Annotated in this window: 10 protein-coding genes; 6 read left to right on the top strand and 4 right to left on the bottom strand. The window is 59.2% G+C overall.

Translation table 11 applies throughout. The features are described from left to right. Nucleotides 1–246: response regulator (locus U9R25_11005; GenBank protein ID MEA3336430.1), on the bottom strand; the 246-nt coding region annotated here is incomplete at its 3' end. A gap of 280 nt (nucleotides 247–526) precedes the next feature. Between U9R25_11005 and U9R25_11010 the strand changes: the two genes are divergently transcribed. From U9R25_11010 to U9R25_11030, 5 genes are all read left to right on the top strand, one after another. Further along, entirely contained in the window at nucleotides 527–1,174 is a 648-nt protein-coding gene (locus U9R25_11010; protein MEA3336431.1) for a histidine phosphatase family protein, read from the top strand. A gap of 190 nt (nucleotides 1,175–1,364) precedes the next feature. After that, on the top strand, nucleotides 1,365–2,123 hold the full coding sequence (locus tag U9R25_11015) for an RNA methyltransferase (GenBank protein MEA3336432.1): 759 nt from the start codon (nucleotides 1,365–1,367) through the stop codon (nucleotides 2,121–2,123). Continuing rightward, the gene (locus tag U9R25_11020; protein MEA3336433.1) at nucleotides 2,116–3,903 is read left to right on the top strand and encodes a carbohydrate kinase family protein; all 1,788 of its coding nucleotides are present in this window, start codon (nucleotides 2,116–2,118) and stop codon (nucleotides 3,901–3,903) included. Before U9R25_11015 ends, U9R25_11020 begins: the two co-directional genes overlap by 8 nt. Nucleotides 3,904–3,947: 44 nt before the next feature. Further along, entirely contained in the window at nucleotides 3,948–4,703 is a 756-nt protein-coding gene (locus U9R25_11025) for a DUF364 domain-containing protein (protein ID MEA3336434.1), read from the top strand. 126 nt (nucleotides 4,704–4,829) lie between these two features. After that, the gene (locus tag U9R25_11030) at nucleotides 4,830–6,038 is read left to right on the top strand and encodes a vitamin K epoxide reductase family protein (protein MEA3336435.1); all 1,209 of its coding nucleotides are present in this window, start codon (nucleotides 4,830–4,832) and stop codon (nucleotides 6,036–6,038) included. 108 nt (nucleotides 6,039–6,146) lie between these two features. On the opposite strand, the gene U9R25_11035 is transcribed toward U9R25_11030, so the two are convergent. The 3 genes from U9R25_11035 to U9R25_11045 all read right to left on the bottom strand — a co-directional run bounded on the left by U9R25_11035 (nucleotide 6,147) and on the right by U9R25_11045 (nucleotide 14,307). Beyond that, a complete protein-coding gene (locus U9R25_11035; protein ID MEA3336436.1) occupies nucleotides 6,147–8,315 on the bottom strand; it encodes a hypothetical protein in 2,169 nt (722 codons plus the stop codon). An 85-nt stretch (nucleotides 8,316–8,400) separates the two neighbouring features. Then, nucleotides 8,401–11,115 (bottom strand): hypothetical protein, encoded by a 2,715-nt coding sequence (locus U9R25_11040; GenBank protein ID MEA3336437.1) that lies wholly within the window; start codon nucleotides 11,113–11,115, stop codon nucleotides 8,401–8,403. A 93-nt stretch (nucleotides 11,116–11,208) separates the two neighbouring features. After that, nucleotides 11,209–14,307 carry a 6-bladed beta-propeller gene (locus U9R25_11045; protein MEA3336438.1) on the bottom strand — a complete coding sequence of 1,033 codons (3,099 nt, stop codon included), beginning with the start codon at nucleotides 14,305–14,307 and terminating at the stop codon, nucleotides 11,209–11,211. A 324-nt stretch (nucleotides 14,308–14,631) separates the two neighbouring features. Here U9R25_11045 and U9R25_11050 point away from each other — a divergent pair, with 324 nt between their 5' ends. Further along, nucleotides 14,632–15,510 carry an LLM class flavin-dependent oxidoreductase gene (locus U9R25_11050; GenBank protein ID MEA3336439.1) on the top strand — a complete coding sequence of 293 codons (879 nt, stop codon included), beginning with the start codon at nucleotides 14,632–14,634 and terminating at the stop codon, nucleotides 15,508–15,510. Nucleotides 15,511–15,524: the final 14 nt, after the last annotated feature.

Here is a 15,524-nt window from a genome sequence, read left to right on the forward strand (position 1 = left end):
ACGGGCGGTTACGAAGATCACAGGAATATCGGCGCCTGTCTTGAAGTGACGAAGGGCCTCCAGGCCATCCATGCCGGGCAGCCCCACGTCCAGCAGGATTAGATCGGGTGGATCCCGGCGTGCGACCGCCAGCCCATCCTCAGCGCTGGCGGTTGTGCTGGTTTGATAGCCGACGAGCTCCAACTGCAGGCTCAGGCTGCGGCGCAACAGGTCGTCATCTTCAACGATCAGAATATGTTGTGGCATGGCAAAGCCTCGGGGAAGAATGATGAAACCAGCGGCTATCATAACATGGATTGCCAGCCAATTCAAGCGGCGTATGGGGAACAGAAATTCTGCCGACTCCCCTCCCCGAACCGGGGAAGGGGTCACGGTTAATGGCTTTGACAACGGTGCTGGGTGGTGATAGACTGCGCGTGTTCTGTTGGGAAATAATCCCGGAAACGAGGTCAAAGAACCTTGGCATGGCGAGGGTGTTGAACCAGTCCGCGCCGGGCCGCGATTTCTCCACGAGGCAGGGACTCCAATGCATCTATACTTGATTCGACATGGACAGAGTTACGTGAATCTGAAGGACTGGGAGGATGGCAACCTGGATGAGGGGTTGACCGAGCTTGGACAGCAGCAGGCGGCCGCGCTTGGTACCTGGATGCCGGTGGCGGTACCCGAGATCGATACCCTTTACGCCAGCACCATGCGTCGCGCCCGGGAGACCGCTCAGTACCTGGCTGATGCTTACCAATGCGGGATCGAATTCGACGATCGACTGCGGGAGATTGGCAACAACCGCTACGACCACACACCGTGGCCCAGCGATGATCTGCCCAAAGAGTATTCTGATTACTGGTCAAGCGAGCGACCCTTTGCCACCTCCACGCCCATCGTGGAGGGTGGTGAGACCTTTATGCATTTCCGTACCCGGGTCGGACTGTTCATTGAGGAATTGGTGACATGCTGCCGCGGAAAGCGAGTGCTGGCGGTTTGCCACGGCGGAGTCGTCGAGGCAGCCTTCGATCATATCTTCAACATCGGTCCCTGGCGCCGCTGTGAGATATGGGATCACAACACCGGCGTTACCTATTTTGAGTATGTGGAGATTCCTCGGCGCGAGACATGGCGCCTTCATTTCCATAACCGGATTGACCATCTTGTCCAGGAGATTACGGCTGAGTAAGGGGCATGTTCCCGTTCGGCCAATCGTTTCGACCAGTCGGAATTGATCCGATTCCCGGATTGAGTGCCAGGGCGTACCTGGAGGGAGACAGATCGTGGAAACCGGTTTGTTCGATTGGGAACAGCTGGAGGGGAGGGATTAGACCATAATCACCAGCCGCCGCAATCGGCGCATCGTCGAGGTGCGAAAATTGAACCAGCGCAAACACAGGCAGCGCCAGGGCCGTTTTTCGGTCGAGGGTGTGGCATTGTTGGAGATGGCGTTGGCAGCGGGCGTGCAGCCCCAGGAAGTCTACTTCAGTGAAGAACAGCTGCAGTTGAGCGACGGTGGAGGCAGGGTGTTGGCGCGCCTGGCTGCCACAGATGCTGAGTTGGTGGCTGTTTCCCTGGAGGTGATGAACTCCCTGGCCGATCGCGGGATTCCCGAGGGAATCGTATCCCTGTTTCCCTTGTTCGAAACCCCGCTGAACGATCTGCGTCTGGCAGGAGATGGCCTGGTATTGCTCATTGATCGGCTCCAGGATCCTGGAAACCTGGGCACGCTAATCCGCACCGCCGACGCCATCGATGCAGCCGCGGTGGTGTTGATCGAGCCCTGTGTGGACCCCTTCGAGTCCAAGGCGGTGAGAGCGACTATGGGATCTCTCTTCAATGTGCCTTTGATGCGCACCACCGATGTGCCGGCTCTTTTCCAGCGACTTGCGGCATTGGGGCTTTCGACCGTGGCTGCTGATGCCCATCGCGGGGAAGCCTGGGGCGCCAACTTGTGGCAGGGTTCGGTGGCATTGGTGGTCGGGCATGAGACGCGCGGCCTGACGGAGGATGTCCTTCCCTACGTCGATGCCTGGGTCAGTCTTCCCATGGTGGGCAAGGCGGAATCGCTCAATGTGGCGGTAGCAGGCGGTGTGCTGATGTATGCCTGGCTGAAGGCGAACGAGCGCCATGGTTGATATCCTTGTTATCGGAGGTGCCTCTCTCGACCGTTTGCATTTCGCAGGCAGGACAGCACAGTCACCCGGTGGCGCCGGGCTCTATACCGCTGCTGCCGCGCACCGGGCGGGTGCCACTGTGGCGATGTTGGCGCCCAGACCTGACCCTGTTCCTCGGGCATTGGAACCAGCGGCAGAGCGGATTGACTGGATAGGGCCTCTTGTTCCTCCCAAGGACCTTCCACATTTCGAGATTGCCCATTATGGCGGCGGCAGGGCTGAACTGGTCACGGCTCGCTGGGGAGCAGAGGCCAGACTGACACCGCAAGAGCTTCCCGGTGATCTCTCAGGCTTTTCAATAGTCCACATTGCCGCTCTGGGATCTGCTGAACGGCAACTTGCGTTCCTACGCTCCTGCCGACTGCGTGGCGCATCCCGTATCTCGGTTGGTACCTATGCCAGGGTTGTTGTCGGAGAAACAGAGACAGTAAGGGCCTTGCTCCGTGAGGCTGATCTGTTTTTCATGAACGAAAACGAGGCTGCTGTCCTGTTCGCCGATGTGGTGGATGCCAGAACCCAGCCGGGGAAGCTTCTCTTCATCACACTGGGCGAGAAGGGCGCCAGGGTTTGTCAGGGAGATCGTGTCAGCGAAATAAGCCCTGTGTCTGCACGGGAACTGGATCCAACGGGTGCCGGCGACACCTTCTGCGGAACCACACTGGCCCTCCTGGCACGTCACGAGCATCCGGTACTTGCCGCCGAAATGGCCACCGCTCTGGCTGCGCAGGTCATCGAGAGTGTCGGTCCTTCAGCCCTGTGGCGAACCGACCCGCTGCCCAGGCCGGCAGCAGATCGAAGGGTGATCGTCAATCCGGTGCAGGTAGACAACGTTGCGGCCTTGATCGCAGACCTGCCGGAGGTGCAGGCTTTTGACTTCACCGGTCCTGAGTATCCTCCAGAAGGACACCCGGCTACCCTTGGCTATTTCTTCACAGCAACGCTGCAACAATTCGGTTTTTGGTCTGTTGTCGATGATCACTACAGCCACCCGCTGTTGGCGCCCCTGGATGGGGCTGTACGCAAAGGTTCCGACTATCTGTGGCAAAGCTGGTTGCACCCCCTGGCAGGTGACCGGTCTTTTTATCATGCTTCCCGCCAGGTCACCCTGACTCCCGCGGACCTGAGTGCACTCTTCCGCGCCGACGATGGCTGCGATCCCATGCCAGCGCAGGCACTGCACCTGGAGGTAGCCCGATCCTATGGGCGGGATATGATGACCATGGCCCATACCCCGGCCGGGATGGTGCAGACAGCCAACCGATCGGCTGCACCTCTGGGAACCTTCCTGTCCAGCCTCGATCACGTGGGCGGCTACAAGGAAGACCCGCTGCGCAAGAAAGCAAGTCTGCTGGCGTTGATTCTGGCCCAGCGTCCTGAAAGGTTCCTGCGACCTGGCCCGTCTGAGGCAATGCCACCCATCATCGATTATCACCTGATGCGCTCCTGTTTGCGCACCGGGCTTCTGGAGGTGACCGATCCTTCGCTGGAGCAGGCTTTGATCCAACGACAGGTATTGGACGCGGCCTCAGAGCGAGCTGTGCGCCGGGCAGCCTACCGGGCAGTCAACTCGCTCGTGCCACTTTCCGGAAAGTCGATGGGTGCAGTGGACTGGTTTTTCTTCAACGCTCGTCGCCGCTGTCCGGAGATGACGGAGCCGGACTGTTCAGCATGCGCGGTTGATCCGGTGTGTGCTCAGCGCAAAACGTTGTTTCAGCCTGTGTTTCGTACAACCTGTTATTGACGGTTGAATGGTTTGGATCTGGCCGCCAAGATCAACGCGATTCCATGATGATATTGATTGACTCGCTTTTGTCCCAAATTACCGATGGTGCTATTTGTGATATTCGTGTCGGCGCCAGCTGGACGGCTGTTGAGGCCCATGTGGCCGGGGAGAGGCGTTGTGGTCTGGCAACCTCGTTTTCCGGGCATCGATCCGGCCATCACGGGAGGCCGCGGGTTGCCGATGCTGGCAACCTGACAGGGTTTTCCCCCACAGCCCTGGTGCAACTGGCGCGATCCGATAGCCCGATGGAGATTGCCATTGGCCTGGCTGCTATCAATGCTCTGTTGCCGCGCCAGCCAGCGTTATGGGCCGAGGAACATGCGGCTGATGTCATTGCACATCATGGCAAGGGAAAACGCGTTGTTCTGGTTGGGCATTTTCCCTTCGTCGACCAGCTGCGCGAGCGCGTGGGCACCCTCTGGGTCCTGGAACTGCAACCTCAGGCGGGTGACCTGCCGGCCAGCGCAGCAGTCGATGTGGTTCCCCGGGCCGATGTACTGGCTATTACGAGCACGGCTTTCATCAACCGTACGTTTGCCGGCCTCATGGCTCTTCGTCGCCGGGATGCGCTGGTGATGTTGCTGGGCCCCAGCACCCCCCTGTCACCTGTGCTGTTCGATTACGGCGTGCATTTTCTTTCGGGGGCAATCGTACAGGATGTGGACCGGGTCCTGCAAGCGGTAAGCCAGGGCGCGAACTTTCGCCAGGTCCGTCGCAGTGGCGTGCAACTGGTTACGATGAGCCAGATTGTACCGTGAGGTATCCCTCGTTAAGATGTATGTGTTTGCTTATTGTGACCAATTGTACAGGATAGCAATCCGGGGTATAATGTCAGTGAATTTTACGCCACTGATTCTCCTCAGAGTCTCGTAGAGGTAATTGAGATGCGAAGGTCGCTTTTACTTGTTTTCCTTGTTGCTATTATCATTTTCATCCTTCCCCAGGGCGTGATTGGGCAAGATGAGGATGAAGCGCCGGTCGTGCGCGCCGTTCTGTTTTTCTCTCAGAGTTGCCCTCATTGTCACACGGTCATCAACGAGTTCCTGGTTCCCATGATCGAAAAAGAGGGTGATAAATTGGCGATCATCGGGGTCGACATCGCCCAGCCAGGAGGTCAGGAGCTTTACCTGGCATCCACCCAGCGGTTTTCCGTGCCCGACGAACGGCAGGGTGTTCCCCGCCTGGTCGTCGGCGACCGGGTATTGGTCGGAAGTGTGGAGATTCCCCAGGAGTTTCCGAAGATCTACGCCGAGGGTCTGGCCAATGACGGAATCGATTGGCCAGACATTCCTGGTCTGACCGAGGTGATTGCCCTCAGTGCGGAACAAGAGGCACAACACGAGGGCCCTGAACAGCCGCCATCCAGAGAGGCCCAGGCAACCGACACGCCGGTCCCGGAGGCTGAGGCAAACAGTACATCGGTCCCTGAGGGCGAGCCGACACCGGCCGAGCATGTCTTGCAGCTGGGAGAGGAACCACTGCCGCCGGAGCCTACCACTGACACAGCAACGGAAGGGGGTACGCTGGCGGCGATCATATTGGGTGCGATGCTCCTGGCACTGATCTACACGATCGCACGCGCCATCGTTGCACGCGATACCTTGTTTGCAAGTAACGGCGAGTTAATAGGAAGGGCCTGGTCGTGGCTCATTCCGCTACTGGCCCTGATTGGGCTGGGGGTCGCCGGGTATCTGGCCTACGTGGAGATCACGCACACAGCAGCGGTGTGTGGACCAGTGGGCAAATGTAACATCGTCCAATCCAGCGAGTACGCCAGCATTGCAGGCATACCGGTTGCGGTCCTGGGTATGCTGAACTATATCGCTGTCCTTGTATTGTGGACAGTGCATCGCTTTGCATCAGGCAAATGGTCCTGGTGGGCAGCTCTGGCGCTGTTGCTCTTGACCATCTTCGGTGTGCTGTTTTCTATCTATCTGACGCTGATGGAACTGTTCGTTATCCATGCCATTTGTGCCTGGTGCCTGGCGTCGGCCATTATCACGACGGTGTTGATGCTGCTGGTCTTGCTTCAATTGACCGGGCGGGGCACTGTCAAGAGTGTTCCTCCCCGGCAGAGTCCAACTCAGGCTTGAGAAGAGTCCTCCAGAGTCTCAAAAGCTGAGGCTTCGGCAGAAACTCCAAAGAACAGGCGGCGGACATCACGTCCACCGCCTGTTTTTCGCTTTTCCAGACATCTTTGCTTACGGCTGGGATTCGCTTTTCTCAAACACCAGCAGACCGGCGCTGCTGTCTGCCACATATAGTTTCCCGGGAACCTGCGGATCGACCACGATGTGGCGAGCGCTTCCTGGCACATCCCCCGCTGCCACCGGCCGCGGCCTGTCGGGGTCGCTCACGTCGAGAAGCCAGATGCCCTGCTCGCCCGCCGTAACGTAAACGCCATCGTTGCTGGCGGTGACTCCGATCAAACCGCCAGGCCCGATCATGGAACTGATGAGCCGGGGGGTGGCGCGATGACTCAAATCCACGATGTGCAGACCACCGGAACAGATGTCATAATAGCAACTGGCGGTGGCAATATAGGCCAGGTCGCCCGCCACGGCAATATCCGAGACATCTGCCGGGAGTTCGACCGAACCGACTTCATGAGGCAGCGTGGGATCGCCCAGATCAAATATTCGCAGAATGCCCTTGTGGCCATCTCCCTGATCAGCACCGCCCCCTGCCAACAGGAACTCAACGGGCCCGCCTGGCACAGACCCGCCCGCCAGGGCAACCTGCCAGAGTTGACCCGGCACGTCCAGTTTGCTCAGCAATTCAGGTTTCGTCCAATCGGTGACATCCAGCACTCGCAGGCCCGTATCGCCGACAGCTACATACGCCAGTCGTTGCGCAGGATTGTCGCCGGTGACGGCAACACTGTAACCCGCCCCTTCCATCTCGTCAGCGCTGATTCTGCCTACCCCCTGCGGCTGTGTGGGATCGGACAGATCGACAATCTTCAGGCCTTCCTGCCATACCGGCACATAGGCGATGTTATCGATGATCGTGAAGCCACGGGCCCAGCGCATATCATCCAGGCTGCCGATTTGCTTCGGGGCAGCACCCCAAACCGGTTCGTAGATACTCAGCACACTTTGGGAGGTTCCTGCAGCCAACAGAAGCGGTGTGCCGGGAATGGCGGCGATTTCCGCCAGGCCACCTGGAAATACCACATCTCCGATAATGGCCAGCTGTTTGGGATCTGAACTATCAACCACCGTTAATCCCGAGTTGGCCGTGTCGACCAGGGCACGATCTTCGACCAAAACCAGGGCCGAGTTGGCGCCAGGAAGGCCGAGGATGCCGGCGGATTTCGGCCTGTACGGCTTCGCCATATCGACGGCGATCAGATTGGTTCCGCACTGCCCGAACTCGCAGAAGACTTCGGTCGCGAAGACATAGTTTCCATCGACTCCCACGAAGCCGGTGGGCAGGTCTGTCTCGTAAAGGTTGATCAGCCGGGGATTGGCCGGTTCGCTCAGGTCGTACCATCGAATGCCATCTCCGGCTACGAAGAGGCGGCCTTCGTCCAGGGCCAGGGATCGTGCCCCTCCGGGTACTTCGATGGTGGCCAGGTCCCGCGGGCGCACCGGATCACCAACGTCGATCACTTCCACGCCTATGCCATGAGCCACGTAGGCCATCCTGCCTGCCGCAACGACATCATTGGGATAATCGGGCAATTCCGTGGCGCTTAGCAGCGCGGGAGTTTCAGCTTCGGCTATATCGACCAGGTAGAGGCTTCCCTGGCAGGGGCCGTTCGGGCAGTGACCGCCCGTTACCATCGCCACATCGTATCGAGTGAAAACCTGCAGGGCATCCCGGGGCAGTGGAAACAGGCTCACAAGTTGGGGCATGGAGTAGATATTGACATCCAGAATAGCCAGCCCGGCCGGGCCTGCAGCGGCGTAGGCATAGCCGTAACCGGGGACATCCAGCCCTTCGATCATCGCAGGCAGTGGCGGGCTTTCCCCCAGGAGCCGGGGATTGGCAGCATCGTAGTGGTCGATGGTTACCAGGCGCGGACCCACGGCAAGGAAGGAGAGATAGCCGGTCGCGTCGATGGCCAGGGATTGTCCGCCGACCTGGTCTACCAGGGTCAGCGTGGTTTCCCCCGCCACGATGTTTTGGGCAGAAATCGAGAGCTCTGCCAGAGGTTGTTGTGTCATCGGCACAGCCGCCGGCTCTGCAACCGTTTCAACCGTCGACCGACCTATGGGGTCGACAATGGGTTCCGGCGCAGGGATGGCGTAGTCGTACCATGCCGTGCCCGGCGCACAGCCACTCAACAGCGAGATCACCACCAGGATCAGAATCCCGGGGAAAACAGACCGGCGAACAAGATTCCTGTAGGCTATCACGTTCATAAAAACAGTTTGCGAGGACATTGGCTGCGCTATTTTAGCATCTCGCCCGATTGCGGGCAAGGGAAATCTCCGCGCAAATCCCGCCTCACTGTCGCGTGATCAAGGGCAGGAAAACAGAGGGTGCCGGGTCCGGGGCACCGTAGCGCATCATGACTCCCTCGAAACCCACCGCCCAGCCATCGGTTGCCGAACTCATGGCAATCGAATTCACTCCTCTAGCCGAGGGGGTCTGCGCAGGCACCCATGCGTTTCCGTCGCCGTGCAGCAGCGGCAGCCGGCTGCCGCCAATCCAGCCTTCCTCAGTATCAACCAGGGTCACCGCCCAAAGGTCGTGATCGCTCGGGCTATCTGCCTTGTGCCAGGCCTGCCCGTCCCACTGCAGGATGGTGCCTTCCTGGCCCACGGCCCAGCCATCGTCGGCCTGGTTCATTGCGATGGCTTTCAGGTAGTAACGGCTGGAGGGAACATCAACCGGGGACCAGGCGTTTCCATCCCAGTGAAACATGTGTTGCCATTCACCTGCACCCCACCTCGAACCAACGATCCAGCCATCCGTGCTGGAGATCATGGCTATCGCACTTCCACTGATCTCCTGATCGAAAAGAGACCAGGCAATGCCATCCCATCGAAAAATGCCACCCCTTCCCGCGGCCCAGCCGTCGTCGCTGGACACCATGTCCAACGCATAAAGATCTTCAGTAGTGGGGCTCTCGACCTGGCTCCACGATTGCCCATCCCAGTGCAGGATAGTTGAAGAAGGATAATTGCCGCTATAGCCGCCCACGGCCCAAACATCGTCACTGCTTACCATATCTACGGCGTTTAGTTCATCATCGCCGGGGTTGTCGACTTGAGTCCAGGAGGTGCCATCCCAGTGCAGGATGACAGAAGCAGGCCATTCCCCACCCACGGCCCAGCCATCGTCGGGTTCGCCGATGGCGACGCCGTTCAAATCAAGTCCGGTTGCAGTAAAGGCCGGTGCCCAGGCAATATCCCCCGATTGGGGCACCCGGTGCATGATGATACCGTTTTTTCCAACGGCCCAGCCCATGCCATCGGCCGTGGTCGCAACGGAGTAGAGACTGTATTGGGATCTGACTGGGAAGGGACTCGTCACCTGAAGCCAACGATTGCCGTCCCAGCGAAGCAGGGCGGGAGAATACCTCAGACTACTCACGGCCCAGCCCTCGTCAGCATTGACCATGGAAACCGACGTAAGCGACCGGTCAGTAGGACTCTCCACGGGGGTCCACGAACTGCCATCCCAGTGCATGATCGTGCCGTCTCCGCCCACGGCCCAGCCATCGTCGGCGGAAACCATGAAAACCGAGAGAAGCCCTTCTCCCCAGGTTGGAGCACCGGGCGGCCGCAGCCAGGCGTGACCATCCCAGTGGAAGATGGTCATCCCCCCGCCCACGGCCCAGCCATCGTCGGCGGCAACCATGAAAACCGAACTCAGCCGCTTCTGCGAGACCATCTCGAACTGGGACCAATGGTGACCATCCCAGTGCAAGATCGTGCTCCAGTCACCCACGGCCCAGCCATCATTGGCATCGACCATGGAAACTGAGTACAGGGTCCGGTCAGTAGGACTCTCCACCAGGTCCCACGAAATGCCATCCCAGTGCAGAATGGTACCTTCTGCGCCCACCGCCCAGCCGTCGTCGGCATCCAGCATGGTGATCCCATAGAGATCGTGGACGGTTGAACTGGGTACGGCCGTCCACTGGTCGCCGTACCAGTGCAGAATGGTGCCCCCTTCCCCAACCGCCCAGCTCTCGTTTTCAGAAACAGCTGCCACCGAGTGCAGATCTCTCTTGGTAGGGGAGTCGGGGGGGGTCCAGACCGCGCCATCCCAGTGAAAAGCGCCCTCACCCCCGATAGCCCAGCCGTCTGAAGCGGAGATCATGGACACATCGTATAACGGTTTGCCGGTCGGGCTGGTGACCTCATCCCAGGCGTGGCCGTCCCAGTGCAGGATGGTGGTTGTGTTGGAATAACCGCCAACTGCCCAGGCGTCGTCATGGGCGAGAACGGTTACCGATTGCAACAATTCGTCGCTGGGACTGACAACCTCGCTCCAGCTGGTGCCATCCCAGTGCAGGATGGTGCCAGCTCTCCCGACGGCCCAGCCATCATCCGCCGCGACCATGGACACAGAATACAGCGTATGACCGGTTGGGCTTGGGAACTCAAGCCAGGCATGGCCGTCCCAGCGCAGCATGGTGCCGTCGTAGCCGGCGATCCAGCCACCCTCTTCCGTCAAAGCAATCGAATTAAGCCTCCGGGTTGTTGTTGATGCGACCCGCCGCCACCGGTTGCCATCCCAGTGCAGGATGGTGCCCTCGTAGCCCGCGGCCCAGCCGTTGTCAGGATCGGTCATGGCCACCGAGGTCAGGATTTCGTCGGTGGGGCTGGCGAACCGTTGCCACTCGACTCCGTTCCAGTGGATGATGGTGCCCTCTTCACCCACAGCCCAACTATCATCGGCACTCAGCATGGTTATCCCGTACAGGGTCTTGTTGGTTGGACTGGGAACCCGGAACCAGCCAACACCATCCCAATGCTGAATACTGCCTTCGTAGCCCACGGCCCAACCGTCATCTGGTGAAAGCATGGCGATGGCTTCGCCTCGGCCTGCGGGGCATCGGACTGGCCGGTCAGTTGTCCAACATTGCCAGGCGTACGGAGTATCCGCGGTGGGCGCGGACTGGCCAACGGGTGCCGATGCCGCCGGCGGCACATTGACCAGCAGCACAAGGACGAACATCAAGCAGAGCAACGAGCGGGTCGATTTCATGGCGAAACACCTCCAGATGGAAAGAATATGACCTGAATCATGGCGCAATAGCGTGTGACGCGGTAAGCTGGTATTGAACGGCCGGGACCAACCTCACCGGCCGTTGACCACTGGCAGGAACAGATCCTGCGGGCGATAACGCCACAGCTCCCCGCCGTTGGCCCAGTTCCAGGTGCCCAGGTGCAGACCACCGTCGAAATTGGCGATGGCGTTGGCCCATAGCGTTGCATCGTTGTTGTTGTCGCCGAAGCCCTTGGGACTCATGGGATTCCAGACTGACCCGTCCGAAGAATGCCACACCTCCAGCCCCGTGGAGAAGTTGGTGGTCACGGCGATCAGTTCGGAGTCGAAGGACAAGAGGGCTTCCACCTTGAAGTTGTCCGGGTCACCGAAGCCATCGACCATGGTGGGCAGCCAGAGCGATCCATTCGGTGAACGCCATATCTGTCCACCGGTCGAGTCGTTGCGCGTGCTGATATAGAGCCAGTTGTCGAACAGGGCCATGCTGCCGAAATGGATGTTGTCGGGGTCACCCAGGCCGTTGACGGCAGCCATTTCCCAGCTGGCGCCGTCGTCAGTTCGCCACAATTCCGCGCCTTCTGCATTGTTCTCTACCGCAGCATAGAGCTTTTCCTCAAACACGAACAGGTCCGATACCAGGTTGTTGCTGCTATCACCGTTGAATCCGGCGGTGACCACCCGTGTCCAGGAGCCGTTGTTTCCTGTGCCGGAACGCCAGATTTCCGCGCCAGAGTCGTTTTGTGTGGCGGCGTAAAGTGTGTCATCGAAAACGGCCAGGGCGGTGATGGCGACATTGTCCCCATTGCTAAACCCGTTTTTGACTACCTTGGACCAGGAAGTGCCCGAAAAACTGCGCCATACCTGAGCGCCTGTGTCGCCCCATCCCGTTGAGGCGTAGAGGTCTCCATGGAACAGTTGCATGTCAACCACGGCGGGTGCTGCCTGGGGATCAGTGAATCCCCACTCGCTGGAGGGCAGCCAATCGGATCCGTGCGTTGACTTCCATATCCTGGAGCCCTGTTCCCAGTCGGACGTGGCAGCGAACAGTTGCCCGTCGAAGGGTTCCAGTGCTGACACCCCGGTGCTCCAACGCTGGCCAAAGCCGTTGATATTGACCTGGACCCAAGAAGGAACGCCGGTCATGAATTTCTGGACGCGGTGATTCTCCTGGTCCGCCACATAGATAGTGCCAACCTGGTTTGCAGCTACGCCGGCAGGGTTGCGCAACCGCCCTGATCCGGTGCCTGTCTCGCCTCCGATGGTTGTCAGATAGGCGCCCGTCGCATCGAAGACCTGTACCCTGTTGTTCCATTGGTCGACGGCATACACCCGACCGGCCTGACCCACTGCCACTGCGATGGGATGAAGATGGCCGAAATCATCGCTGAAGACGCCGGTTTCACCCGCGAAGGGTCCGCAGTCGTAGGCCTGTCCGTCGGGCAAACACTGCTGTATCCGCTGGTTGTTGCTGTCGGCAATATAGATGATGCCCTGGCTACTGACGGCGACGCCAGAGGGCCAACGGAAGTGGCTATGGTCAGACCCGGGCTGACCTGTTTCGCCCAGGGTCAGCCTGTAATTCCAGTTGCTGTCATAGATCTGTACCCGTTCGTTGCAGCGATCCGCCACCAGGATATCGTCGTTGGTTGGGTTGATGGCAACCCCGCTGGGGCAGTTGAACTGCTGGTTACCCGTGCCCTGCCCGCCGACGCTCTGATTGAAGGATCCGTCGGAGTTGAACACCTGGACGCGATGGTTGGTGGTATCAGAGATATAAGCGCGGCCTGTTGCATCAATCCCCACGTTGCCCTCAGGCCCGCCCCAGTAGTCGCCAAAGTGTTCATTGTCGTCGCCAAAGATGCCCGCTTCCCCCGCCGCCCACAGCGTCAGGCCATCAGAATCCAGCTTGACCATGCGGTAGCCCGGGTTTTCCAATACGAAGAGCTTGCCATCCGCCCCGGTGCCTACACCCCACGGCCCATTGAAGTGGGACTGGTCGACGGCGTAGGGTATGCCACCGGTGCCGGCGAAAATGGCCAACAATGTCCCGCCATGGCTGTACTTGCGGATCGTGTGGGCCTGCAGGTCGCCAATGAAGATATTACCGAACGAATCCGCCACAATGTCGCCCGGCCAGATCATCTCGCTGGCAAAGCTGGTGCAGTTGCCCGCCGGCGTACAGCGTTTGACGCGCCCGTTGCCTGTATCGGCGATGAACAGGTTGTCGTTGTTATCGATTCCGATTCCCAGGACAAAATCCAGGGTGTCGACCCCGTTGCCTTGGCTACCGGTGCCGTGGAATGTGGTGCAGGTCCACGCCCCGGCCAGGACACAGCGTTGAACGCGGTAGTTATCGGTATCTGCTACGTACAATTGGTCGGCGCTGTCCAGAACGATCTGAGAGGGCAGGTTGAAGTGAGCGGAGTCGCTGCCTGGCTCCCCGGTCACACCAATGGTAGCTACATGGCCTGGCGTTCCGCCCGATAACGAATAGACCTGCACGCGATGATTTCCGGAGTCCGCCACGTACATCTGGCCCGTGCTGTCAAAGGCAACGCCGCGCGGATAACGGAACCGGCTATTGGAACTGCCGGGCGTCCAGGGGCTGCTTGATGGGAAAGTTTGAAGCGGACTGCCATTGGCATCGAACTGCCGTAGTGCCGAAGCGGCCACGATCCAGATCGATTCATCGCTGTCCAGGGCGACATCTTCCGGTGTTGCCAACAGGTCGTCGTCGAATCCCGGTTGGCCTGCCTGACCGATAGACAAGGTTTTTATTCCTGCAGCGTCGAATTTCTGCATCCGAAAGCCTGCTTCCTCGACGACATAGATGGCCCCTGTGTCGTCGATCGTCATGCCCATCGGGCGGTTCAGATGCAAGGAGTCAACATGATAGGGTGAGCCTGTTGTTCCCAGGGTTTCCAGGTAGCTGAAACTGAGCCCAGGATCACCCAGGCTAACGGTGGTTGCCCGGGATTCCGGCAGGTTTTTCAGGTTCAATGGAGGCTGCCAGGGGTATTCCCGTTCGTCGACCGGATCGGTCGCGACCAGATCAAGGTCTTCTTCGGGCGAGTGGTCCGGCATCGGCGCTTGGGCAAGCACTGGTGCACTGCCCGCCAACAGGAATACCACTGTGGATAAAATGAGAGAAAGATTTGTTTGAAAGTTCATGCCAATCCTCCTGGTCCGGCATCGATCGCCGATCCGGATCGGTCCCGGACCTATGGTGCCGGGTCCATTGCTCTGGGCACAGGCCATAGGGGTAGTATATACGCTGCCTGTTTCTGCAAGCAAATACGTAATGGCAGGTGAGCTGGGATGATTAGTACAGCTTGGCGTAGATAAATATACAGTTAAAGACCGTCCCTACTTCTGGTGAAGGACCTTGGTTACTGCATAGTTATTTAGCCCGCAGAGTATTAGTGTATTTTGCTGAGAGTCACTATAATGACAGATGCTGTTCCTCGTAGGTGCCATGTTGGAGAGGGTCGAATCATGCACTATGCCATCAATATCATAAACTTCGGTGACTGCGGTGATGCCCGCGTGTTGGCCGATTTGGCTCAAGATGCCGAGGCTGCCGGCTGGGACGGCTTCTTCATCTGGGATCATATCGCATGGGATTGGGGTGTAATGCCCATGGTTGATCCCTGGATTGCCTTGACGGCAATCGCCCTGAGTACTGAACGCGTGCGACTCGGGGCCATGGTTACGCCGATTCCCCGTCGAAGGCCCTGGAAGTTCGCGCGGGAGACCGTCTCCCTGGATCATCTGTCCGATGGCCGGCTGGTTGTAGGCGTGGGCATCGGGATTACCAAGGCCGAATTCGACAACCTGGGCGAGCCAGGTGACTTCAAGATCCGAGGTGCCATGTTGGATGAGGGCCTTGAGGTCGTGGAGAAGCTCTGGTGTGGCGAGTCGTTCAGTTTCGATGGCCAATACTACAAGATCAAGGATACCCAGTTCCTTCCGGCACCACAGCAATCTCCCCGGATTCCCGTCTGGGTGGCGGGCATGTGGCCCAATAGACGGCCCTTCCGTCGCGCTGCTCGTTGGGATGGTGTCTTTCCCATACCGGCCGGCGGCGCGCCCGAAGAAATGCTCACTCCCGACGACATTCGCGACATCATGGCCTACGTCCAGCGGTATCGCGGGAGCGATCGCCCCTTTGATGTTAGCATCGGTGGCGACACCCCTGGCGATGATCCGGCGCGGGCCGCTGAAACGGTAAGCCCTTATGCCGCAGCCGGTGTAACCTGGTGGCATGAGGCAATTCATGGCTTTCGTCCCGACCTTGCCCAACGGGCTGAAGAGTCCTCGTGGGTCGATGCCATGCGCTGGCGCATTCTTCAGGGGCCTCCGCGTATCGAATAACCGTAATCTGCAAG

This window comes from Chloroflexota bacterium (genome assembly GCA_034717495.1).
Classification (GTDB): domain Bacteria; phylum Chloroflexota; class Anaerolineae; order JAAEKA01; family JAAEKA01; genus JAYELL01.